Source organism: Serratia entomophila, assembly GCF_021462285.1.
GTDB lineage: Bacteria > Pseudomonadota > Gammaproteobacteria > Enterobacterales > Enterobacteriaceae > Serratia > Serratia entomophila.
This window is the reverse complement of the sequence record NZ_CP082787.1, coordinates 1,326,154-1,348,761: the sequence shown is the minus strand read 5'-3', so window position 1 is coordinate 1,348,761 and position 22,608 is coordinate 1,326,154. Positions and strand designations below refer to the sequence as shown.

The window sequence follows — 22,608 nt, the reverse complement described above, 5'->3', positions numbered from 1 at the left end:
CCCTCAGCGTAAGTTATGGCGCGGAAGACAAGGGGCGGGAGTGATTCCGGCCGGCGCCCTTGATCCATAGCCAGGAACCGTTGAGGGCAATCAATGTCAGGATCACGTATTCCAGCGCCATCGCATAGACGCCCTGATAGGCGAAAATCGCCACGCTGATCACGTCGATCACCACCCATAACAGCCAGTTTTCGACATATTTGCGCGTCATCAGGATCATCGCCACGATAGACAACACCATCATCGCCGAATCCCAGAACGGGAAGGCGTCCGGCTGCAGCTCAGGCATCTGCGCGTTCACCCCCAGCAGCTGCATCACCGCCACCGCAATCTGCGTCAGCCAGGCGAACACGCGGTCGATATTAAATGTCATCAGCGCAATGCCGATCGCGCAGGCGGCAGCCCAGCCCAATGCCTTCGGCAACGGCAACCAGCGGATCTGCAGCTCGGCCTGCCGGTCCGCCGTCTGGCGGCTCCAGGCATACCAGCCGTAGATATTGGCGCCGAAGAAGAACAGCTGCAGCAACAGGCTGGCGTACAGTTGGATCTGGAAGAAAATGACCGCGAACAGCGTGACGTTAATCAGGCCGAACAGGTAGTTGATGATTTTTTCCTTACTGGCGTACCAGATGCACAGCAGGCCAAACAGCGTGCCTATGGCCTCGATCCACGACAGATCGTAACCGCCCGCGCCGAGCGGGATATGCATCAGGATATTGCCGGTACTGAAGAAGCTCATGTGACCCTCCTTTTAACGGTTAAGCGTTTCCTTTGACCTGCATCTTAAGCTGCGCGGCGAAATTAAGCATGCGGTTCAGCGGCACCAGCGCCTTGGCGCGCAGCGCGGCGTCTACCTGAATCTCATGCTGTGCGCCGCCCCGCTCCAGGCCTTCGGCAATCGCTTTCAGGCCGTTCATCGCCATCCACGGGCAGTGCGCGCAGCTGCGGCAGGTGGCCCCTTCACCGGCGGTCGGCGCCTCAAACAGCTCTTTGTCCGGGCAGGCCTGCTGCATCTTGTAGAAGATACCGCGATCGGTGGCGACAATCAGCTGCCGATTCGGCAAGCGTTGCGCCGCCTGGATCAGCTGGCTGGTCGACCCGACCGCATCGGCCAGATCGACCACCGCCTGCGGCGACTCCGGATGCACCAGTATCGCCGCGTTCGGGTACAGGGCCTTCATGCGCATCAGCGCCTGGGTTTTAAACTCGTCATGGACGATACAGGCTCCCTGCCAGCACAATACGTCGGCCCCGGTCTGCTTCTGCACATAGCTGCCGAGATGGCGGTCCGGCGCCCAAATGATTTTCTCACCCAGGCTGTCGAGATGTTCGATCAGCTCAACCGCAATGCTGGAGGTCACGACCCAGTCGGCACGCGCTTTGACCGCCGCCGAGGTATTAGCGTAGACCACCACGGTGCGATCGGGGTGGCTGTCGCAGAAAGCGTGAAATTCCTCTTCCGGGCAGCCGAGATCCAGCGAGCACTCGGCGTGCAGCGTCGGCATCAGCACCTGTTTCTCCGGGCTGAGGATCTTGGCGGTTTCACCCATAAAACGCACCCCGGCGACCAACAGGGTCGAGGCCGGGTGAGCGCTGCCAAAGCGCGCCATCTCCAGCGAGTCCGCCACGCAGCCGCCGGTTTCTTCCGCCAGCGCCTGAATTTCCGGATCGGTATAATAGTGGGCGACCATCACCGCGTTGCGCTGCCTGAGCAGGGTTTTAATCTTTTCGCGATAAAACGCCTTTTCCGCGACGTCCAGCGGAACCGGTTTGGGCGGGAACGGATATACCGCCGCATTGACATCAAACATTTCACTCATCGCTGCAATCTCGTGCTAGGCTGGGCGCTTTCCGGTTGTACTTCCCCGCTGCAACACCCAATCGTTTTATATACTAAACAAAATACCTAAAATCGTGCGAAAAGTCCGCTGATATTTTTATATTTGCGCGATTAATGTTTAATACATTAAAAATGGTGAAGATATTGAAAGGAAATCGGAAGGGATAAAAGGAAGTGAGCTCAAACCTGCAGGATTGATTCGCGATGCTCGAACCTGAACGCAGGTTACTCGTCTCTTTCAGAGACTCGCCCTTCGGGCCAGCGCAAGCGCTGTTCAAAAGCGTATACGCTTTTGTCTCACCCACACGACTCGTGCGATATGTGATTTTTTAGTTTCGAGGGAAGTACAAATGTATCTGAAAGAATGGTGGGTCGTGCAGGATTGATTCGGCCTTTGGCCTCACCCTTCGGGCAACGCTGCGCGTTGTCGTATCGCTTCGCGATGCTCGAACCTGAACGCAGGTTACTCGTCTCTTCCAGAGACTCGCCCTTTGGGCCAGCGCAAGCGCTGTTCAAAAGCGTATACGCTTTTGTCTCACCCACACGACTCGTGCGATATGTGATTTTTTAGTTTCGAGGGAAGTACAAATGTATCTGAAAGAATGGTGGGTCGTGCAGGATTGATTCGGCCTTTGGCCTCACCCTTCGGGCAACGCTGCGCGTTGTCGTATCGCTTCGCGATGCTCGAACCTGAACGCAGGCTCTCACCCACACGACTCGTGCGATATGTGATTTTTTAGTTTCGAGGGAAGTACAAATGTATCTGAAAGAATGGTGGGTCGTGCAGGATTCGAACCTGCGACCAATTGATTAAAAGTCAACTGCTCTACCAACTGAGCTAACGACCCACTGATGTGGTGTACGGCTGAACCGCGTAAGCAGGAGAGTAACTCGCTGCAATGCACTCTGTTAGAGTGGTGGGTCGTGCAGGATGACTCGGCCTTTGGCCTCGCCCTTCGGGCCATCACCGGGGTGATGTTGTCTCGCTTCGCGAGACTCGAACCTTTTCGGTTCTCATCCTTTACGATTTCACACCTATTCACTCTGTTAGAGTGGTGGGTCGTGCAGGATTCGAACCTGCGACCAATTGATTAAAAGTCAACTGCTCTACCAACTGAGCTAACGACCCACTGACGTGGTTTACTGCTGAACTGCGAATACGGTACCAGAGACCGCATTGCGGAAAAAAGGATGGGTGGTGCAGGACAATTCGACTGGAACTCGACTCGGACCTTTACTTTGCCACATCATACCAATCTGAAACTTGTCACTCTGTTAGAGTGGTGGGTCGTGCAGGATGACTCGGCCTTTGGCCTCGCCCTTCGGGCCATCACCGGGGTGATGTTGTCTCGCTTCGCGAGACTCGAACCTTTTCGGTTCTCATCCTTTCGATTTCACACCTATTCACTCTGTTGGAGTGGTGGGTCGTGCAGGATTCGAACCTGCGACCAATTGATTAAAAGTCAACTGCTCTACCAACTGAGCTAACGACCCACAGCAGTGGTGGGTGATGACGGGCTCGAACCGCCGACCCCCTCCGTGTAAAGGAGATGCTCTACCAACTGAGCTAATCACCCACTGTCGTGGTTACTGCTACTACTTCATTTCTCGTTTCAGGATTGGTGGGTCGTGCAGGATTCGAACCTGCGACCAATTGATTAAAAGTCAACTGCTCTACCAACTGAGCTAACGACCCAATTTCCCTGCCGCTTTAACATCTTGCAAGATGTCTTGGCAACGGCGGCATATATTACTAATTTATCTTGGCAGCGCAACCTAAATTTTTGATTGATAGGTTCAACTGCTTGTTCTTCACGCGAATGAGCCCAGAAACCGGTCAGATCGACTAACTTCTGGGCTCATTTTTTTGCTTGTTAACCGGCTACGCGGCTTTTCGCCTGTTTGGCCGCCGCACTGGTTGGGTACTGTTTAATCACCTGCTGGAATACGGCTTTGGCTTTATCGGCCTGCCCTTTCTCCTGCATGATGATGCCCACCTTGTACATCGCGTCCGGCGCCTTGGGTGATTTGGCGTAATTCTTCACCACCACCGCAAAATAGTAGGCCGCATCGTCTTTTTTACCCTTGTTGTAGAACAACTGCCCCAGCCAGTAGTTGGCGTTAGGCTGGTAAGTGGACGCTGGGTACTGTTTTACGAAGGACTGAAAAGCGCTAATCGCCTGGTCATACTGTTTTTTTTCCAGCGCCAGGGAAACAGCGGCGTTGTAGTCGCTGTTTTCATCGCCCTTGGCGGCAGGTGCAGAAGCGGCCGCAGGCGCGCTGTCGCCGCCGTCAGAGGACGCAGCGGCTGCTGCGCCGCCTGCGGCGCCCGCTGCGGCTGCAGAGCCCTGAGAACCGCCCTGGCTGAGGCTATCCATCTGTTGATAGATTTGCTTCTGGCGTTCAACCACCTGATTCAACTGATATTGGCTTTCCTGGATCTGCCCGCGGAGAGAGTCGATATCGCGCTGGTTGTCAGAGAGTTGCTGCTGGAGTTGGTTTAAAAGCTGGCCCTGAGCATTGGTGATGCGCTCAAGTGAGGTGACGCGGTCTTCGACCGAGCCGGAGCCGACATTACTGATTGGCGCTTGGGCAGTAGCGGCCCATGGGACCGCTACGCCAACCAGTAACGACAGACTCAACAAGTGACGTCTGAAGTTACTGTTCATGCGATTCTCTTAGTAAACCAGAACGGCACGACGGTTTTTAGCATAAGCCGCTTCGTCGTGGCCCAGTACTGCTGGTTTTTCTTTACCGTAAGAAACGATAGAGATTTGGTCAGCGGAAACGCCTTTGCCCTGCAGGTACATTTTAACTGCGTTAGCACGACGCTCGCCCAGAGCGATGTTGTATTCCGGCGTGCCGCGTTCGTCCGCGTGGCCTTCAACAGTCACTTTGTAAGACGGGTTGTTACGCAGGAATGCAGCGTGTGCGTCCAGCATCTGAGCGAACTCGGAGCTCACGTCATACTTGTCCAGGCCGAAGTAAACAATGTTGTTCTTCTGCAGTTCTTGCATCTGCAGACGAGCTTGTTCTTCAGAAGACAGGTTGCTGCTGCCGTTTTCTGTACCTGTACCAGTGCCAGCGCCAGCGCCCATACCAGATTGGTCGTTGTTTGCGCTTTTGTTAGAACTACAAGCTGCTACAGCCAGAACTGGCAGTGCCAGCAGAAGCCCTTTCAGCACTTTGTTCAGTTGCATTTCTTTGATCCTTTTATAGTTTGCCATACATATTTACACATGCATCACAGATACGGCGACCAGGCAGGGAATTTGACCTGTCCATCAGTTGCCGGAAGACGCGCTTTAAAACGCCCATCGGTCGACACCAGTTGCAGCACGGAGCCCATACCTTGCGTGGAGCTATAGATCACCATGGTGCCGTTTGGCGCAATACTAGGCGTTTCGTCGAGGAAGGTGCCGGTTAATACTTGAACGGCTCCCGATCCAAGATCTTGTTTGGCGATATGCTGAGCACCGTTGTTGGAACTCACCATCACCAGGAATTTACCGTCGGAACTGACCTCAGAGTCTTGATTCTGAGAACCTTCCCATGTCAGACGCTGCGAAGCACCGCCGCTGGCGCTGATTTTGTAAATCTGCGGACGCCCGCCCTGGTCGGAGGTATAAGCCAGGCTCTGGCCGTCCGGGAACCAGGTCGGTTCGGTGTTGTTGCTGCGGCCGTCGGTCAGCTGCGTGATCTGGCCGGAGCCAAGGTTCATCACGTACAGGTTCAGGCTGCCGCTCTTGGACAGTGCGAACGCCAGGCGGCTGCCGTCCGGAGAGAACGCCGGCGCACCGTTGTGGCGCGGGAACGAGGCGATCTGACGGATGGCGCCGTTAGCCAGGGTCTGCACCACCAGCGCGGAACGGCCGCTTTCGAAGGTCACGTACGCCAGCTTGCTGCCGTCCGGCGACCAGGCCGGTGACATCAGCGGTTCAGGCGAACGGTGCACCACAAACTGGTTGTAGCCGTCGTAATCCGCTACGCGCAGCTCGTACGGGAATTTCCCGCCGTTGGTCTGCACCACGTAAGCGATGCGGGTGCGGAAGGCGCCCTTGATGCCGGTCAGCTTCTCAAACACTTCGTCGCTGGCGGTATGGGCAGAATAACGCAACCATTGCTTGGTCACCTTATACTGATTTTGCGCCAATACGGTGCCTGGGGAACCGGAGGTATCCACCAGTTGATAAGAGATCAGGTAGCTGCCGTCTGCGCCAGGTTGCACCTGGCCGACAACCACGGCGTCGATGCCCAGCGCAGTCCAGGCCGCCGGCGTCACTTCAGACGCGGTAGTCGGTTGCTGCGGCATGCGCGCCACGTCAATCGGGTTGAATTTGCCGCTGTTGCGCAGGTCTGCGCCGACAATCTTGCCGATATCTTCCGGAGGCGTGCCTGGACCCGCCCATTTAAACGGTACCACGCCAATCGGGCGAGCGGAGTCGACCCCTTGGGTGATTTCAATGCGAACTTCCGCGTGAAGAACGGACGCCCACAGTATTAAAAAACCTAGCGCTACTCGAAATGCCTGCTTCATCTCATCTCCCTTATCCAGGCGGGATGCCTGCGATAAATTAGCAGAATTTTAACAAACCAACTCAAACAAAACTACATAATCCCTGTTGGTTACCTTAGTACATCCCTGCAGTATTACTCAGCCCAAACAACCATTATTATGGTTTGAATTCAAGGGTAGCATTCTTAACATGCTGATAAACGGCATCGCTCGGCGGTTTCGGAATATGCGCCAATTTAGCTGCAGATACCGCCGCCTGACACAGGGCCGGATCGCCGCCCGTCGGCTGCACGCTGATCAGCAGGCCATCCGGCGCCAGCTTGATGCGCAGATCGCAGGTTTTGCCGGCGAACGAGCTGGCGTCATAGAACTTGCTCTCAATCGCGCCCTTAATCTGGCCGAGATACCCATTAATTTCTGCACCGCTGGCCCCGGCGGTTTTGGCATTGCCCTGCCCGGCCGGTTTACCGTCGCCCTTCGCTTTGGCGCCACCGCCCTTCGGCGCGTTCTTGCCGTCCGCCAGGCCGCCAAACAGATCCTCGACGTCGGCAGACTGTTTCGCGGCTTCAGCAGCGGCCTTCTTCTTGTCCGCTGCGGCTTTCTTGGCCGCTGCCGCTTTCTCGGCGGCGGCCGCTTTTTTCTCGGCTTCGGCAGCAGCCTTCTTCTCGGCTTCTGCGGCGGCTTTCTTCTCGGCCTCTGCAGCCGCTTTCTTCTCGGCCTCAGCGGCCGCTTTCTTCTCGGCGGCCTCTGCGGCCTTTTGCTCTGCTGCGGCGGCCGCGGCTTTCTTCGCCTCTTCCGCCTGCTTCTTGGCGGCGGCGGCGGCAGCGGCTTCTTTCTTGGCCTCGGCTTCGGCTTTCTTCTGCGCGTCGGCCTGCGCCTTGGCGACTTTATCCGCCTCGGCCTTGGCTTTCGCCGCCGCCGCTTCCGCTACCTTTTGCTGTTCTTTGGCTTTCGCTGCGGCGGCTTGCGCCGCTTTTTGCTGTTCTGCGGCCTGCTGCTGCTGTTCCGCCGCCTGTTTCTGCTGCGCAGCCTGCGCCTTGGCGTCCTGCGCCGCTTTTTCCTGCGCCGCCAAACGCTCTTTCTCCAGCTCTTTCAGGCGCTGTTGCTCCGCCGCCTGCTTCTGCTGAAGTTCTTCGGCCTGCTGCTCCGCTTTTTTCTGGCGCTGCTTTTCGGCACGCTGCGCGTCGTTGCTCTGCTGCTGCTGGCGGTTGTACTGTTCCACCACCGCGCCCGGATCGACCATCACCGCACCGACAACCGAACCGTCACCGCCGCCGCCGGCGCTGTCCATGTTGACGTTTTCCTGCAGCGATCCCCAAATCAGCAGGGCAATCAATATGAAGTGCAGAACGACCGAAACAATAACGGCGCGATTCAGCTTATCGTTTTGCTCAGTTGCCTTTACCAAAATAGATTCCCAAAAACTGGTGTTGCTTATACGGGGTTCCTGGACCAAAGCCCAGGAACCGGGTTGCCATTCGCCTTAGGGTCAAATTGGCTGGGTCATCAGCCCCACGGAAGCCACGCCCGCCTGATGGAGAATATTCAATGCCTTGATAATCTCATCATAAGGAACTTCCTTCGCCCCGCCGATCAAAAAGACCGTTTTCGGGTTGGCCGCCAAACGCGACTTGGCTTCGGCTGCTACCTGCTCGGGCGGCAGCAGTTCCATGCGGTTGTGATCCACCACCAGGGTGTATTGACCTACGCCGGAAACCTCGAGGATCACCGGCGGATTGTCATCGCTGGACACCGTTTTGGAATCGGTGGCGTCCGGCAGGTCAACCTCCACGCTCTGGGTGATGATTGGCGCGGTTGCCATAAAAATCAGCAGCAGCACCAGCAACACGTCGAGCAGCGGAACGATGTTAATTTCGGACTTCAGCTCGCGCCGATTGCGTCCACGTACTCTCGCCATGCTACCTCCTACTTATTTGCTGTCGCTGGAGAAGGCCTGACGATGCAGAATAGCGGTGAACTCTTCCATAAAGTTGTCGTAATTCTGCTCAAGCTTGTTGACGCGCTGGTTGAGGCGGTTATAGGCCATAACGGCCGGAATGGCGGCGAACAGGCCGATCGCGGTGGCGATCAGCGCTTCGGCGATACCCGGCGCCACCATCTGCAGCGTGGCCTGCTTCACCGCACCCAGTGCGATAAAGGCGTGCATGATCCCCCACACGGTGCCGAACAGGCCGATATACGGGCTGATCGAACCGACGGTGCCGAGGAACGGAATATGGTTTTCCAGCGTTTCCAGTTCGCGGTTCATCGAAATGCGCATCGCGCGCGACGCCCCTTCAATCACCGACTCCGGCGCATGATTATTGGCGCGGTGCAGGCGGGCGAACTCTTTGAAGCCCGAGTGGAAAATTTGCTCGGAACCGGTCAGGCTATCGCGACGCGCCTGGCTCTCCTGATACAAGCGGGACAGCTCGATACCGGACCAGAATTTGTCTTCAAAGGCTTCGGCGTCGCGCGTGGCCGCATTGAGGATGCGGGTGCGCTGGATGATGATCGCCCAAGAGGCTACCGAGAAGCATATCAAAATCAACATGATAAGCTTAACCAGCAGGCTCGCCTTCAAGAATAAATCTAGGATGTTCATGTCAGTCACTGCTTAAACTCCGCGACAATAGACTTAGGAAGCGCTCTCGGCTTCATGTGGTGTGGATCAATACATGCAATCAATACATCGGCCTGGCTCAGTAGAGCCCCGTCACAATTGACAATGCGTTGAGCAAACGTGAGAGAAGCCCCGCGGATCACGGTGATTTCACTCTGCACTTCCAGCTGTTCGTCGAGACGAGCCGGAGCCAGATAATCCACCGTCATGCGCCGGACGACAAAAGCGACATGTTCACTGAGCAGCTGCTGTTGATGAAAGTTATGCTGACGCAGCATCTCGGTGCGCGCTCTTTCAAAAAAGGCGACGTAGCGGGCGTGATAGACCACACCACTGGCATCGGTATCCTCGTAGTAAACGCGAACCGGCCATCGAAACAACGTATTACTCACTCTACTTCCCAGCAATGCAATTTAACGCTGCTACTATACGCAAGACGGATCGGGTTGGGAATGGGTTACAAGATGGGAATGAAAATAATTATGGGCCATGAAGGCCCATAACACGGGGATATAGCGGAGATTATAAAGAAACGTAAAGTAATCCTGCGCCCAGGATCACAATTGCAGGAAGTGGCGCGAAAAAAGCGCGCCAGATGCTGCGCTGCGGCCGAAAGCCGAAGCCGTGGATCACGCCGGCGCACACCGCCCAAATAAGCAGCAGCCCTTCCCAAATCTCCAGCGAGCTGGTTTTGGCGGCGAAACGCGTCGGATCCCAAAAGATGCACCCCGCCAAAATCAACGCCAGCGCCAATGAAAGGGCCCGGATGGGGCCCTTGTCAGTGATGGCGTACAGCCTGTCGGTCAGTGACGCGCTCATCACTTGCCGTCTTGCTGCGCTTTGGTCGCTTCGCTTTGCTCAAGCGCCAGCGCCGTAATGATGCCGAAGGCGCAGGCAAGAAGCGTTCCGAGAATCCAGGCAAAATACCACATGGTTTAGCTCCTTATCCTTAGTACAGCGAATGCTTGTTGTTTTCGATGTAGTTCTTGTCGAGGCGGCCGAACATTTTATAGTACGACCAGCTGGTGTACGCCAAAACGATAGGCACGAAGATCGCCGCGACCACGGTCATCACTTTCAGCGTCAACAGGCTCGACGTCGCATCCCACATGGTCAGGCTGACGTTAGGCACGGTGCTGGACGGCATCACGAACGGGAACATGGTGACCCCGGCAGTGAGGATCACGCAGGCGATGGTCAGCGACGAGGTAACGAACGCCAGCGCCCCTTTCTCCAGACGCGAGAACAGGATGGTGAACAGCGGCAACACCACGCCCAGCGCAGGCAGCGCCCACAGCAGCGGATACTTGTTGAAGTTAATCAGCCAGGCGCCGGCCTGATGAGCCACTTCCTTACGCAGCGGGTTGGATTCCGCCATGGTATCCAGCGCGGAGGTCACCACGAAACCGTCGATGCCCTTCACCAGCCACACGCCCGCCAGCAGGAAGCACACCGCCATCACCAGGGTGGCAATCTGAGCCGCCGCGCGGGAACGCAGGTGGATCTCGCCGGTGGTGCGCATTTGCAGGTAGGTCGCGCCCTGGGTCACCAGCATGGTCAGGCTGACCACGCCCGCCAACAGGCCAAACGGGTTCAGCAGTTGGAAGAAGTTACCGGTGTAGAACAGCCGCATATACTCGTCCATATGGAACGGCACGCCCTGCAGCAGGTTGCCGAACGCCACGCCGAACACCACCGCGGGCACGAAGGAGCCGATGAAAATGCCCCAGTCCCACATGTTGCGCCAGCGGCTGCTCTCCAGCTTGGAACGGTAGTCAAAACCGACCGGGCGGAAGAACAGCGCGGACAGCACCAGGATCATGGCGACGTAGAAGCCGGAGAAGGCCGCTGCGTAGACCATTGGCCAGGCGGCGAACAGCGCGCCGCCGGCGGTGATCAGCCACACCTGGTTACCGTCCCAGTGCGGGGCGATGGAGTTGATCATCACCCGGCGCTCGGTATCGGTTTTGCCGATGATGCGCACCAGGATGCCGACGCCCATGTCGAAACCGTCGGTAACGGCGAAACCGATCAGCAGTACGCCAACCAGGACCCACCAAATAAATCGCAGTACTTCATAGTCAAACATACGTGGACTCCTGTTTAGCGCGCTTCCTGCACGGAGGCAGTCGGTTGTTCAAAGTGGTAGCGGCCAGTTTTCAGGCTGCTTGGCCCCAGACGCGCAAACTTGAACATCAGGTACATTTCAGCCACCAGGAACAGGGTGTACAAGCCGCAGATCAGCCCCATTGAGAACAGAATGTCGCCCGCCGTCAGCGAAGAGTTGGCGACCGCGGTCGGCAGCACCTCGCCAATCGCCCAGGGTTGACGGCCGTATTCAGCCACAAACCAGCCGGACTCGATGGCGATCCAGGGCAGCGGCAGGCCGTACAGCGCCGCGCGGTGCAGCCATTTTTTCTGGCCGATGCGGCCGCGGATCACGTTCCAGAACGACAGGCCGATGATCAACAGCATGATCACGCCGCAGGCCACCATGATGCGGAAGGCGAAGTACAGCGGCGCCACGCGCGGAATGGAGTCTTTGGTGGCCAGCTGGATCTGCGCTTCCGTCGCGTCGGTGACGTTCGGGGTATAGCGCTTCAGCAGCATGCCGTAGCCCAGGTCCTGCTTGGTGCGGTTGAACTCGGCGCGCACGGCGGGATCGGTATTGCCGCTGCGCAGCTCTTCCAACAGCTGGTAGGCTTTCATGCCGTTGCGGATGCGCACTTCATGCTGCGCCATCAGATCTTTCAGGCCGGTGACCTGGGTATCCGTGGAGCGGGTGGCGATCAGGCCGAGCGCATAAGGGATTTGAATCGAGTAGGAGTTCTCCATTTTATCCTGGTTCGGAATGCCGAACAGGGTAAAGGAGGCCGGAGCCGGCTGGGTGTCCCACTCTGCTTCGATGGCGGCCAGTTTGGTTTTCTGCACGTCGCCCATTTCGTAACCGGATTCATCACCCAGCACGATAACGGACAGAATGGCAGCCATACCGAAGCTGGCGGCAATGGCGAAGGAGCGCTTGGCGAAGGCGATATCGCGGCCCTTCAGCAGGTAGTAAGAGCTGATGCCCAACACGAACATCGCGCCACAGGTGTAGCCGGAAGCCACGGTGTGAACGAACTTCACCTGCGCAACCGGGTTAAGCACCAGTTCGGAGAAGCTGACCATCTCCATGCGCATGGTTTCGAAGTTGAAGTCGGAAGCGATCGGGTTTTGCATCCAGCCGTTGGCGACCAGGATCCACAGCGCGGAAAGGTTGGAGCCGAGGGCCACAAACCAGGTTACCGCCATGTGCTGCACCTTGCTCAGACGATCCCAGCCGAAGAAGAACAGGCCGACCAGCGTCGATTCAAGGAAGAACGCCATCAGACCCTCGATGGCCAGCGGGGCCCCGAAGATATCACCGACGTAGTGGGAGAAATATGACCAGTTGGTCCCGAACTGGAACTCCATGGTCAAACCGGTGGCCACACCCAGGGCGAAGTTAATTGCAAATAACTTGCCCCAGAATTTGGTCATGTCTTTATAGATTTGTTTGCCTGACAGTACATATACCGTTTCCATAATTGCCAGCAAAAACGCCATGCCCAGCGTTAATGGGACAAATAAGAAATGGTACATCGCCGTTAAAGCAAACTGTAAGCGCGACAGTTCGACAATATCAAACATCTTGACTCCTTGCTCCTCGCAGGAAGACTCCGACATGCGGCTAACGGCACGCTTTTTCAAAGCCGCCGGTAACGCCCCGCAGTGAATGCCCTTAAAAACAACAAATTTGATCCAGCTTCTCCGCTTTCAACCGCGCGCTCGCTGCAGGGCCGGACAGGCCAGGCCTCAAGCGCACCAATGAAAACCGACAACGGGTAACAAATGCAACAAGATCAACCATCCATAATCACAGCATGGATGATACTCGCCCAATCCCACACAATAAATAGGTTTTTACGTGATGCAGGTTAGACTTTTGGTTACAGGTCAAATCTTAGCCTGAAGAGGTACTCTGGCCTAATTTGATCTGAAACAATTTAAGCCTATCCGCATATTATTTCCATATTCATCAGCACATTTCGCCTATTTTTCTTGAGGTCATGTTGCGCGATGGTTTAATTGTTTTTTAATGATATTTTTTTGTTAAATAAATGTAATTCAAAAGGGCCGCCATTGTATTATTACGCGCTTATTATGAGACATAATTAACGTTTTATTTCCAATGACCGCTGACAGTGATTGCAGTCACAAAACAAAAAATCTCTTTCAAATATTAGCCTATTTCTCGCTATTGGATCGTAAAGGTTGCTTTTTTGTAGCAAAATAGCCGTTTATGTTAAAATTCCATTTATGACAATAACTTATGAAAAAAATCATTCTTGCCTCCGTACTGGGACTCTCGGGGAACCTCATGGCCGCTGAAACGGTTAACATCACCCTGCTGGGCACTTCCGATCTGCATGGCACCTTCGTGCCCTGGGATTACGCCAGCGACACCGAAAACCTGGCGGGCAGCCTGAGCCAAATAGCCACTCAGGTGAAAAAGCTGCGCGCCGAGCAACCCAACCTGATCCTGGTGGACGCCGGCGACACCATTCAGGGCAACTTCGTCGAAACCTTCAAGCACGAGGCCGTCAGCCCGATGATGCTGGGCTTCAACGCGCTCAAATACGACGTTTGGGTGATGGGCAACCACGAGTTCGATTTCGGTTTGCCGGCGCTGGCTACGCCGCTCAGGCAGTTTGAGGGCGCCGCGCTGGCGGGCAATATCTTCCGGGACGACGGCAAGCCGTATTTACCGGCCTATAAAATCATCGAACGTCAGGGGGTGAAGATTGGCATTATCGGTATGGACACGCCGATGACCGCCGAATTCGCCAAGGGCACCGACCGCATTAAAGGGTTGAATTTCACCGATCCGGTACAGGCGGTGAAACAGGTCATCAGCCAACTCGACAGCCAGGTCGACGCCATCGTGCTGGTGGCGCACATGGGCATCGACAACGAAAACCAGCGCCCCGGCACCGGCGTGGCCGACATCGCCAACGCCAACCCACAGCTGGCGGCGATCGTCGCCGGGCACATGCACGTTAAAATCGACAAGGCGGTGGTCAACGGCGTCATTATCACCGAGCCGGATAAATATGGCCGCGCGCTGTCGCGCATCGATCTGCAGTTTGAGCGGCGCGACGGCAAATTCACCTTGGTCAACAAGGACAGCTACACCTACCCTATCAAGGGCCTGGCGCCGGACAGCGGCATGCTGGCGCTCTATCAGCCGTATCACGACATCCTGCGCGCCAACGCCAACCGGGTGGTGGCCAGGCTGAGCGGCGGCGATCTGGTGCCCGCCGACGAGTTCAAAGGCATCCCGCAGGTACACGTGCAGGACACCGGCATCAGCGCGCTGTTCCAGCAGGCCAGCCGCCACTACGCGCCGCTGGCGCAGGTGATCGCCCTGCAGATCGACAACGATCGCGCCAGGCTCGACGTTGGCGACATCAAGGCCAAGGACATCGCCTTCAATTACCAATACGCCGGCGGCGAGATCACCGTTTATCAGCTCAACGGCAAGGCGCTGAAACAGTATATGGAATGGTCGGCCGGCTATTTTAACCAGCTGCGACCGGGCGACGTCACCTACAGCTTCAATCCGGCGCGCCGTTCGTCCAAATACTCCACCAATGACTTCTTCGACGGCGTCACTTACCGCATCGACCTGCGCCAGCCGGCCGGTTCGCGCATCCGCGATCTGCGCCTGGCGGACGGCACGCCGGTCACCGACGATATGCCGATTCGCCTGGGCATGAACAGCTACCGCATGGGCCACCTGACGCAAAAAGGCGGCGCGCTGGAGGGGCAATCCTTCCCGGTGTTGTCCGACAGCAAGGCGCAGTATGGCGAAGAGGAAGGCACCATCCGCAACCTGACCCTGCGCTACCTGAGCGAAGTGAAAAAGGGCCAATATCAGGGGCAGCCGCAGCAACGTTGGAAATTAGTCGGCATGGAGGGTTATGAGCCGCAGCGGGCCATCGTCAAACGCCTGCTCAATGACGGCGTGATTCAGGTGCCGACCACCGATGACGGCCGCTACACCAACGTCGCATCGATCAACGTCAAAGATGCGCTGTTCAAGGATGCCGACGGCTACCGCGCCGCCCTCACCTCGCTGGAACGGCAGCAACGGGCCGCCGGCGATGCGGTTCAGCAACGTCGCCTGCAGGATCGGATCGCGCTGATCAAGGCGCTCAACAACTTCTGATCCTTAGCCCATAAAAAAGGCCACCCTATGGGTGGCCAAACATGTCGAGATATTGTTATTTCGTACTAAGATCTTAGCGGTTCAGCACCGCTTTCACTGCGTCACCGATGTCAGCCAGGCTGCGCACGGTTTTCACCCCTGCCGCTTCCAACGCCGCAAACTTCTCGTCTGCAGTGCCTTTGCCGCCGGCGATGATGGCGCCTGCGTGGCCCATGCGCTTGCCTTTCGGCGCGGTAACGCCGGCGATGTAGCCGACGACCGGCTTGGTGACGTGTTCTTTGATGTAGGCTGCCGCTTCTTCTTCAGCGCTGCCGCCGATCTCGCCGATCATCACGATCGCTTCGGTCTGCGGATCCTGCTGGAACATCTTCAGGATATCGATGAAGTTGGAGCCTGGGATCGGGTCGCCGCCGATACCCACACAGGTAGACTGGCCCAGACCGGCATCGGTAGTTTGTTTTACCGCTTCATAGGTCAGGGTGCCGGAGCGGGAAACGATGCCCACTTTGCCTGGCAGGTGGATATGGCCAGGCATGATGCCGATTTTGCATTCGCCCGGGGTGATAACGCCTGGGCAGTTCGGGCCGATCATGCGCACGCCGGCTTCATCCAGCTTCACTTTCACGGTCAGCATGTCCAGCGTCGGGATGCCTTCGGTGATGGTGATGATCAGTTTGATGCCTGCATCGATAGCTTCCAGGATGGAGTCTTTGCAGAACGGCGCCGGAACGTAGATCACGGAAGCGGTAGCGCCCGTGGCTTCAACCGCTTCACGCACGGTGTTGAACACCGGCAGGCCCAGATGCTGAGTGCCGCCTTTGCCCGGGGTTACGCCGCCGACCATTTTGGTGCCGTAAGCGATAGCCTGTTCGGAGTGGAAAGTACCCTGGCTGCCGGTGAAGCCCTGGCAAATTACTTTGGTGTTCTTATCGATTAAAATGGACATTATTTACCCTCCACTGCCGCAACAACTTGCTGAGCCGCATCAGTCAGGCTGGTCGCAGCAATGATATTCAGACCGCTGTCCGCCAGTTTCTTGGCGCCCAGTTCGGCATTGTTCCCTTCCAGACGCACTACCACCGGGACGTTAACGCCCACTTCGGCTACTGCGCCGATGATGCCGTCTGCGATCAGGTCGCAGCGCACGATACCACCGAAAATGTTAACCAGAACCGCTTTCACCTTGTCGTCGGACAGGATGATTTTGAAGGCTTCGGTCACGCGCTCTTTGGTCGCGCCGCCGCCGACGTCCAGGAAGTTGGCCGGTTCGCCGCCGTGCAGTTTAACGATGTCCATGGTGCCCATCGCCAGGCCGGCGCCGTTAACCATGCAGCCGATGTTGCCGTCGAGCGCAACGTAGTTCAGCTCCCACTGGGCCGCACGGGATTCACGCTCATCTTCCTGAGAAGGGTCACGCATTTCACGCAGTTCCGGCTGGCGGAACAGGGCGTTGCCGTCGGCGCCCAGTTTGCCGTCCAGGCACACCAGGTCACCCTGCTTGGTGATCACCAGCGGGTTGATCTCAACCATCGCCAGGTCGCGTTCCAGGAACAGGGTAGCCAGGCCCATGAAGATCTTGGCGAACTGGCTGACCTGCTTGCCGGTCAGGCCCAGTTTGAACGCCAGCTCACGGCCCTGGTAAGGCTGTGGGCCGGCCAGCGGATCGATGGTCATTTTGTGGATCAGTTCCGGGGTTTCTTCCGCAACTTTCTCGATCTCGACGCCGCCTTCGGTGGACGCCATGAACACTACGCGACGGCTGGCGCGATCGACAACCGCGCCCAGGTACAGTTCTTTATCGATATCGGTCGCCGCTTCCACCAGGATCTGGTGAACCGGCTGGCCCAGCGCATCGGTCTGGTAGGTCACCAGACGTTTGCCCAACCAGGCTTCAGCGAAAGCACGGATATCTTCCTTGCTGTTCACTACCTTAACGCCACCCGCTTTACCGCGGCCGCCAGCATGAACCTGACATTTAACCACCCACGGGCCGGAGCCGATTTTGGATGCGGCTTCTTCTGCTTCACGCGGAGTGGTACAGGCGTAGCCGGTTGGTGCCGGCATGCCATACCGAGCAAACAGCTGTTTGGCCTGATATTCGTGTAAATTCATGATGTTCTATCCATTCAGTTCTGAAGGTTTTTAGCCGGGTCACTGTTGTGCGGTAAAACCGCATGACTTTCCGGCCACATAGCACAGAGTGTGGGCGCAGCGTGAAACGCCGCGCCCAGCAGGGTTACTAGACGTCCAGCAGCAGACGAGCCGGATCTTCCAGCATCTCTTTGACCGTCACCAGGTAACCGACGGACTCTTTGCCGTCGATCAGGCGGTGGTCATAGGACAGCGCCAGGTACATCATCGGCTGGATCACCACCTGGCCATTCACCGCCATCGGACGATCTTTGATGGCGTGCATGCCCAGGATAGCGCTCTGCGGCGGGTTGATGATCGGGGTAGACATCAGCGAGCCGAATACGCCGCCGTTGGTAATGGTGAAGTTACCGCCGGTCAGCTCTTCCACGGTCAATTTGCCGTCGCGGCCTTTAACGGCCAGCTCTTTGATTTTCTTCTCGATGTCCGCCATGCTCATGGCGTCCACATCGCGCAGAACCGGGGTCACCAGGCCGCGTGGGGTGGATACCGCAATGCTGATATCGAAGTAGTTGTGGTACACCACGTCGGTGCCGTCGATAGACGCGTTCACTTCCGGGAAGCGTTTCAGCGCTTCAACCACCGCCTTGATGTAGAAGGACATGAAGCCCAGGCGCACGCCGTGGCGCTTCTCGAAGGCTTCGCCGTACTGCTTGCGCAGGTCCATGATCGGCTGCATGTTGATTTCGTTGAAGGTAGTCAGCATCGCGGTGCTGTTCTTCGCTTCCAACAGGCGCTCGGCCACGCGTTTGCGCAGGCGGGTCATCGGCACGCGTTTTTCGCTGCGGCCGGCCAGAGCCGGCTGCGGCGCGGCTTCGGCAGCGGCCGGTTTGTCAGCGGCTTTACCGCCTTTCGCCAGGTGCGCATCCACGTCTTCGCGGGTGATACGGCCACCCACGCCGGTGCCTTTGATGGCGCCGGCGTCGAGATCGTGTTCGGCGATCAGGCGGCGAATCGCCGGGCTGAGTGCGTCATTGCTTTCTTCTTCCAGGCTGGCGGTGGCGCGCTGAGCCGGAGTGGCTTCTTTCTCTTGGCTTTTCTCAGCGGTCGGCTTGCCGGAGCTGTCGCCCGGGCGAATGCGGCCGAGAAGCTGGCGAGACAGCACGGTCGCCCCCTCTTCTTCCACGATCGCATCGAGAATGCCCGCTTCACTGGCCGGCACTTCCAGCACCACTTTGTCAGTTTCGATCTCAACCAGGACTTCGTCACGCTGAACGCTGTCGCCCGGTTTCTTGTGCCAGGTGGCTACGGTCGCATCGGCAACCGATTCAGGAAGGTCAGGAACCAGAATATCTACGCTACTCATTTAGCTTTCCCTTAAGTTTTTTAGCCTTCACCTTGCCGGCCGCAGCCGGCAAGGGAACGGATATTAATCAATATTCAGCGCGTCATTGACCAGAGCTTGCTGCTGCTTCTGGTGTACGGACATATAACCCACCGCCGGAGAGGCGGAGGCCGGACGTCCTGCGTAACGTAAAGAAGCCCCAAATGGCACCACTTCACGGAAGTTGTGTTGGCTGCAGTACCAGGCGCCCTGGTTCAGCGGCTCTTCCTGACACCAGACGAAATCATGCACGTGCGCGTATTGCTCCAGCACTGCCTGAACGGCCTGATGCGGGAACGGATACAGCTGCTCGATGCGGATGATGGCCACGTCTTTCTGGTCATTCTTGCGGCGCTGTTCCAGCAGGTCGTAGTACACCTTGCCGGAACACATCACCACGCGTTTGACCGCTTTCGGATCCAGCGCGTCGATCTCGCCGATAGCCGGCAGGAAGGTGCCGCTTGCCAGCTCTTCCAGAGAAGAGATCGCCAGCGGATGACGCAGCAGAGACTTAGGCGACATTACCACCAGCGGACGGCGCATACCGCGCAGCGCCTGGCGACGCAGCATATGGTAAACCTGCGCCGGCGTGGACGGGATGCACACCTGCATGTTCTGCTCGGCGCACAGCTGCAGATAACGCTCCAGACGCGCGGAGGAGTGCTCCGGGCCCTGGCCTTCGTAACCGTGCGGCAACAGCATCACCAGGCCGCACATACGGCCCCATTTCTGCTCGCCGGAGCTGATGAACTGGTCGATCACCACCTGCGCGCCGTTGGCGAAGTCGCCGAACTGCGCTTCCCAGATGGTCAGGGTGCGCGGCTCTGCGGTGGCGTAACCGTATTCGAACGCCAGCACCGCTTCTTCAGACAGCACCGAGTCCCAGACCTTGAATTCGCCCTGGCCGCTGTGAACATTGGCCAGCGGAACATAGACCGAACCGTTTTTCTGGTTGTGCACCACCGCGTGGCGGTGGAAGAAGGTGCCGCGGCCGGCGTCTTCACCGGAGAGACGGATCGGAATGCCTTCGTCAACCAGGGTGGCGTAGGCCAGCGTTTCGGCGGCGCCCCAGTCGAACGGCTTGGCGCCGGCGGCCATCTCGGCGCGGTCACCGTAGATTTTCGCCACGCGCGACTGCATCTCGATAGCTTCCGGCACGCTGCTGATGCGGCGAGCCAGTTCCTGCAGACGCTTCATCTCGACCTTGCTTGGGTACTCTTCGTCCCACTCGTGGTTGAGGTACGGCGACCAGGTAAAGGAGTGCAGGTTCATCGGACGCCATTCTTCAACCACGCAGTCGCCGCGGTCGAGCGCGTCACGGTACAGGTTGACCATTTCCGTGGCATCTTCCAGGCTGGCGACTTTCTGTTCGGTCAGCACGTCAGCGTAGATTTTGCGTGGCGTCGGGTGTTTCTTGATCTTCTGGTACATCACCGGCTGGGTGGCGCTTGGCTCATCGGCCTCGTTATGCCCATGGCGACGGTAGCAGACCAGGTCGATCATCACGTCACGTTTGAAGGTGTTACGGAAATCCAACGCCAGACGGGTGACAAAGGCCACCGCTTCCGGATCGTCCGCATTGACGTGGAAGATCGGCGACTGCACCATCTTGGCGATGTCGGTACAGTATTCGGTAGAGCGCGCATCCAGCGGGTTGGAGGTGGTGAAACCAACCTGGTTGTTGATGACGATGCGCACCGTGCCGCCCACTTCGTAACCGCGGGCCTGCGACATGTTCAGAGTTTCCTGCACCACGCCCTGGCCGGTAATGGCGGCGTCACCGTGGATGGTGATTGGCAGCACCATGTTGCTGCGCGCTTCGTCCAGACGATCGCGGCGGGCGCGTACCGAGCCCATCACCACCGGGCTGACGATTTCCAGGTGCGACGGGTTGAACGCCAGCGCCAGGTGAACCATGCCGCCTTCGGTTTCCACGTCGGAGGAGAAGCCCTGGTGATATTTCACGTCACCGGTGCCGAGGTGTTCTTTATGCTTGCCGGCGAACTCGTCGAACAGGTCGGCCGGTTTTTTACCCAGCACGTTGATCAACACGTTCAGACGGCCGCGGTGGGCCATGCCCAGCACCACTTCACGGGTGCCGTTCTTGCCGGCGTGGCGCACCATCTCTTTCAGCATTGGCACCAGCGCATCGCCGCCTTCCAGCGAGAAGCGCTTCGCGCCCGGGAACTTGGCGCCCAGGTAGCGTTCCAGACCTTCCGCAGCGGTCAGCTCGTTCAGGAAACGGCGTTTCTCATCGCTGGTGAAGCTGGCGCGCCCCGCCACCGACTCGATGCGCTGTTGGATCCAGCGTTTCTCTTCGGTGTTGGTGATGTGCATGTATTCCGCACCGATCGAACCGCAGTAGGTTTGCTTCAGCGCGGCGTACAGATCGCCCAGCTTCATGGTTTCTTTGCCGATGGCGAAAGAACCCACGTTGAAGGTCTCCTGGAAGTCGGCTTCGGTCAGATTGTGGTAAGCGGGCTCAAGGTCAGGAACTTGCTCACGCTGCCACAGACCGAGCGGGTCGAGGTTGGCATGCTGATGCCCGCGGAAGCGGAAGGCGTTGATCAGCTGCAGTACCTTGACCTGTTTCGCGTCGGTGTCTGGGTCGTTGATGGTGGTGTTGTAACGCGCGGAGTCTTTCGCCAGGCGGCGGAAGTATTCGCGTGTTTGAGAGTGAAGCTGATCGGGTTTTACACCCGCGGTTGGTAGCTGTTGAAAAATGGAACGCCAGCTATCTTCAACGGAGCCCGGATCGGTTAAGAAGTCTTCATAGAGCTGCTCTATGTAAGACTGGTTCGCGCCCGCCAGATAGGAGGAATCCAGCCAGGCCTTCATTGCGCCGTTCTGCATCATGATCCCTTAAGCTTTGAAGCTTTAGTTTTCGCCGTGGTTAACATAATTACCGTGATGGATACGGTTTGCCGTAAAAACGGTTCACTCGACGTACTTGATACCCGTCGCCTTTCAAGCCGCAGCGTGGTTGCCTGCGATCGAAAGTCATAGGGTATGCCACTATGGCCCGGTACGTTCTGCTATGGACCTCGCGGTCCCTTACAAGGAACCTCTAAAAACCGGCGGAAGAACCAGGCTGCATGGCGCCGCAGCCGCGGGTCAGTTTTTAGAGGTTCCCTCCCGTGGGATGTGCGCCGGAATACCGCCCGGCGCAGCATCTCATTCCGTTTATGCGCCGCGTTGCAGCAGCATGGACTTGATATGCCCGATAGCACGCGTCGGGTTCAAGCCTTTAGGACATACACTGACACAATTCATAATGCTATGGCAGCGGAAAACACTGAAAGCGTCGTCCAGATCATCTAAACGTTCTTCGGTTTCCGTGTCGCGGCTATCGATCAGGAAGCGGTACGCCGCCAACAGGCCGGCCGGGCCAACGAACTTGTCAGGGTTCCACCAGAACGATGGGCAGGAAGTCGAGCAACAGGCGCACAGAATGCACTCGTACAGACCATCCAGCTTGGCGCGCTCATCCGGCGACTGCAGGTGTTCGCGCGCCGGAGGATTCTTGCCGTCGTTCAGCAGGTAAGGCTTAATCTTTTCATATTGGGTGTAGAACTGGCCCATATCAACCACCAGGTCACGCACCACCGGCAAGCCCGGCAAAGGACGGATCACAATCTTTTTGCCGGCTTTGCGCAGCGCAGAGATCGGCGTGATGCAGGCCAGGCCGTTTTTGCCGTTCATGTTGAGGCCGTCGGAGCCACAGACGCCTTCACGGCATGAGCGGCGGAACGACAGGGTCGGATCTTTCTCTTTCAGCTGGATTAACGCGTCCAGCAACATCATATCGCGACCTTCTTCCGCTTCCAGGGTGTAATCCTGCATGTGCGGCGCATCGTCAACATCCGGATTGTAGCGATAAATTGAAAATTCGAGTTTCATC

Annotated in this window: 19 protein-coding genes, 5 tRNA genes and 4 other RNA genes; 1 reads left to right on the top strand and 27 read right to left on the bottom strand. The window is 57.4% G+C overall.

The window, feature by feature from the left end; genetic code table 11:
* Window positions 1-13: 13 nt before the first annotated feature.
* From pnuC to cydA, 22 genes are all read right to left on the bottom strand, one after another.
* Entirely contained in the window at window positions 14-739 is a 726-nt protein-coding gene (pnuC, locus tag KHA73_RS06655) for a nicotinamide riboside transporter PnuC (RefSeq protein WP_234589827.1), read from the bottom strand.
* Between the two features lie 19 nt (window positions 740-758).
* The gene (nadA, locus tag KHA73_RS06650) at window positions 759-1,820 is read right to left on the bottom strand and encodes a quinolinate synthase NadA (protein WP_234589826.1); all 1,062 of its coding nucleotides are present in this window, start codon (window positions 1,818-1,820) and stop codon (window positions 759-761) included.
* Between the two features lie 385 nt (window positions 1,821-2,205).
* Window positions 2,206-2,328, bottom strand: a non-coding RNA gene (locus KHA73_RS06645) — RtT sRNA.
* Between the two features lie 115 nt (window positions 2,329-2,443).
* A non-coding RNA gene (locus KHA73_RS06640) (RtT sRNA) lies at window positions 2,444-2,568 on the bottom strand.
* Between the two features lie 44 nt (window positions 2,569-2,612).
* Window positions 2,613-2,688: transfer RNA gene (locus KHA73_RS06635), tRNA-Lys, on the bottom strand.
* A 67-nt stretch (window positions 2,689-2,755) separates the two neighbouring features.
* Window positions 2,756-2,879: non-coding RNA, RtT sRNA (locus KHA73_RS06630), on the bottom strand.
* Between the two features lie 14 nt (window positions 2,880-2,893).
* A tRNA-Lys gene (locus KHA73_RS06625) sits at window positions 2,894-2,969 on the bottom strand.
* Window positions 2,970-3,121: 152 nt separating this feature from the next.
* A non-coding RNA gene (locus KHA73_RS06620) (RtT sRNA) lies at window positions 3,122-3,244 on the bottom strand.
* Between the two features lie 14 nt (window positions 3,245-3,258).
* Window positions 3,259-3,334, bottom strand: a tRNA-Lys gene (locus tag KHA73_RS06615).
* 7 nt (window positions 3,335-3,341) lie between these two features.
* Window positions 3,342-3,417: transfer RNA gene (locus tag KHA73_RS06610), tRNA-Val, on the bottom strand.
* 43 nt (window positions 3,418-3,460) lie between these two features.
* A tRNA-Lys gene (locus tag KHA73_RS06605) sits at window positions 3,461-3,536 on the bottom strand.
* 178 nt (window positions 3,537-3,714) lie between these two features.
* Complete coding sequence (gene cpoB, locus KHA73_RS06600; protein WP_234589825.1) at window positions 3,715-4,509, bottom strand: cell division protein CpoB; 795 nt, start codon at window positions 4,507-4,509, stop codon at window positions 3,715-3,717.
* Between the two features lie 9 nt (window positions 4,510-4,518).
* Window positions 4,519-5,040, bottom strand: coding sequence for a peptidoglycan-associated lipoprotein Pal (gene pal / locus KHA73_RS06595; RefSeq protein WP_234589824.1), 522 nt, complete (start codon window positions 5,038-5,040; stop codon window positions 4,519-4,521).
* 44 nt (window positions 5,041-5,084) lie between these two features.
* Entirely contained in the window at window positions 5,085-6,377 is a 1,293-nt protein-coding gene (tolB, locus tag KHA73_RS06590) for a Tol-Pal system beta propeller repeat protein TolB (RefSeq protein ID WP_234589823.1), read from the bottom strand.
* 136 nt (window positions 6,378-6,513) lie between these two features.
* The gene (tolA, locus tag KHA73_RS06585; RefSeq protein ID WP_234589822.1) at window positions 6,514-7,764 is read right to left on the bottom strand and encodes a cell envelope integrity protein TolA; all 1,251 of its coding nucleotides are present in this window, start codon (window positions 7,762-7,764) and stop codon (window positions 6,514-6,516) included.
* 81 nt (window positions 7,765-7,845) lie between these two features.
* Window positions 7,846-8,274 carry a colicin uptake protein TolR gene (tolR, locus tag KHA73_RS06580; RefSeq protein ID WP_020825683.1) on the bottom strand — a complete coding sequence of 143 codons (429 nt, stop codon included), beginning with the start codon at window positions 8,272-8,274 and terminating at the stop codon, window positions 7,846-7,848.
* A 12-nt stretch (window positions 8,275-8,286) separates the two neighbouring features.
* Window positions 8,287-8,970, bottom strand: coding sequence for a Tol-Pal system protein TolQ (tolQ, locus tag KHA73_RS06575; protein ID WP_039992358.1), 684 nt, complete (start codon window positions 8,968-8,970; stop codon window positions 8,287-8,289).
* A complete protein-coding gene (gene ybgC / locus KHA73_RS06570) occupies window positions 8,967-9,371 on the bottom strand; it encodes a tol-pal system-associated acyl-CoA thioesterase (RefSeq protein ID WP_234589821.1) in 405 nt (134 codons plus the stop codon). The genes tolQ and ybgC overlap by 4 nt, the downstream gene beginning before the upstream one ends.
* A gap of 130 nt (window positions 9,372-9,501) precedes the next feature.
* Window positions 9,502-9,798 carry a cyd operon protein YbgE gene (ybgE, locus tag KHA73_RS06565; protein ID WP_234589819.1) on the bottom strand — a complete coding sequence of 99 codons (297 nt, stop codon included), beginning with the start codon at window positions 9,796-9,798 and terminating at the stop codon, window positions 9,502-9,504.
* Window positions 9,798-9,911, bottom strand: a complete 114-nt coding sequence (gene cydX / locus KHA73_RS06560; RefSeq protein ID WP_004939868.1) for a cytochrome bd-I oxidase subunit CydX — start codon at window positions 9,909-9,911, stop codon at window positions 9,798-9,800. The genes ybgE and cydX overlap by 1 nt, the downstream gene beginning before the upstream one ends.
* Before the next feature lie 17 nt (window positions 9,912-9,928).
* A complete protein-coding gene (gene cydB / locus KHA73_RS06555; protein WP_061800011.1) occupies window positions 9,929-11,068 on the bottom strand; it encodes a cytochrome d ubiquinol oxidase subunit II in 1,140 nt (379 codons plus the stop codon).
* A gap of 14 nt (window positions 11,069-11,082) precedes the next feature.
* Window positions 11,083-12,651: a cytochrome ubiquinol oxidase subunit I gene (cydA, locus tag KHA73_RS06550; RefSeq protein ID WP_234589817.1), complete on the bottom strand. Its 1,569-nt coding sequence runs from the start codon at window positions 12,649-12,651 to the stop codon at window positions 11,083-11,085.
* 682 nt (window positions 12,652-13,333) lie between these two features.
* Here cydA and KHA73_RS06545 point away from each other — a divergent pair.
* Complete coding sequence (locus KHA73_RS06545; RefSeq protein WP_234589815.1) at window positions 13,334-15,232, top strand: bifunctional metallophosphatase/5'-nucleotidase; 1,899 nt, start codon at window positions 13,334-13,336, stop codon at window positions 15,230-15,232.
* A 73-nt stretch (window positions 15,233-15,305) separates the two neighbouring features.
* On the opposite strand, the gene sucD is transcribed toward KHA73_RS06545, so the two are convergent.
* The 5 genes from sucD to KHA73_RS06520 all read right to left on the bottom strand — a co-directional run bounded on the left by sucD (window position 15,306) and on the right by KHA73_RS06520 (window position 22,607).
* Window positions 15,306-16,178, bottom strand: a complete 873-nt coding sequence (gene sucD / locus KHA73_RS06540; RefSeq protein WP_234589814.1) for a succinate--CoA ligase subunit alpha — start codon at window positions 16,176-16,178, stop codon at window positions 15,306-15,308.
* A complete protein-coding gene (gene sucC / locus KHA73_RS06535) occupies window positions 16,178-17,344 on the bottom strand; it encodes an ADP-forming succinate--CoA ligase subunit beta (RefSeq protein WP_234589812.1) in 1,167 nt (388 codons plus the stop codon). Before sucC ends, sucD begins: the two co-directional genes overlap by 1 nt.
* A 127-nt stretch (window positions 17,345-17,471) precedes the next feature.
* Complete coding sequence (odhB, locus tag KHA73_RS06530; RefSeq protein WP_234589811.1) at window positions 17,472-18,689, bottom strand: 2-oxoglutarate dehydrogenase complex dihydrolipoyllysine-residue succinyltransferase; 1,218 nt, start codon at window positions 18,687-18,689, stop codon at window positions 17,472-17,474.
* 63 nt (window positions 18,690-18,752) lie between these two features.
* Window positions 18,753-21,560: a 2-oxoglutarate dehydrogenase E1 component gene (gene sucA, locus KHA73_RS06525; RefSeq protein WP_234589810.1), complete on the bottom strand. Its 2,808-nt coding sequence runs from the start codon at window positions 21,558-21,560 to the stop codon at window positions 18,753-18,755.
* A gap of 330 nt (window positions 21,561-21,890) precedes the next feature.
* A complete protein-coding gene (locus KHA73_RS06520; protein WP_234589809.1) occupies window positions 21,891-22,607 on the bottom strand; it encodes a succinate dehydrogenase iron-sulfur subunit in 717 nt (238 codons plus the stop codon).
* Between the last annotated feature and the right edge of the window lies 1 nt (window position 22,608).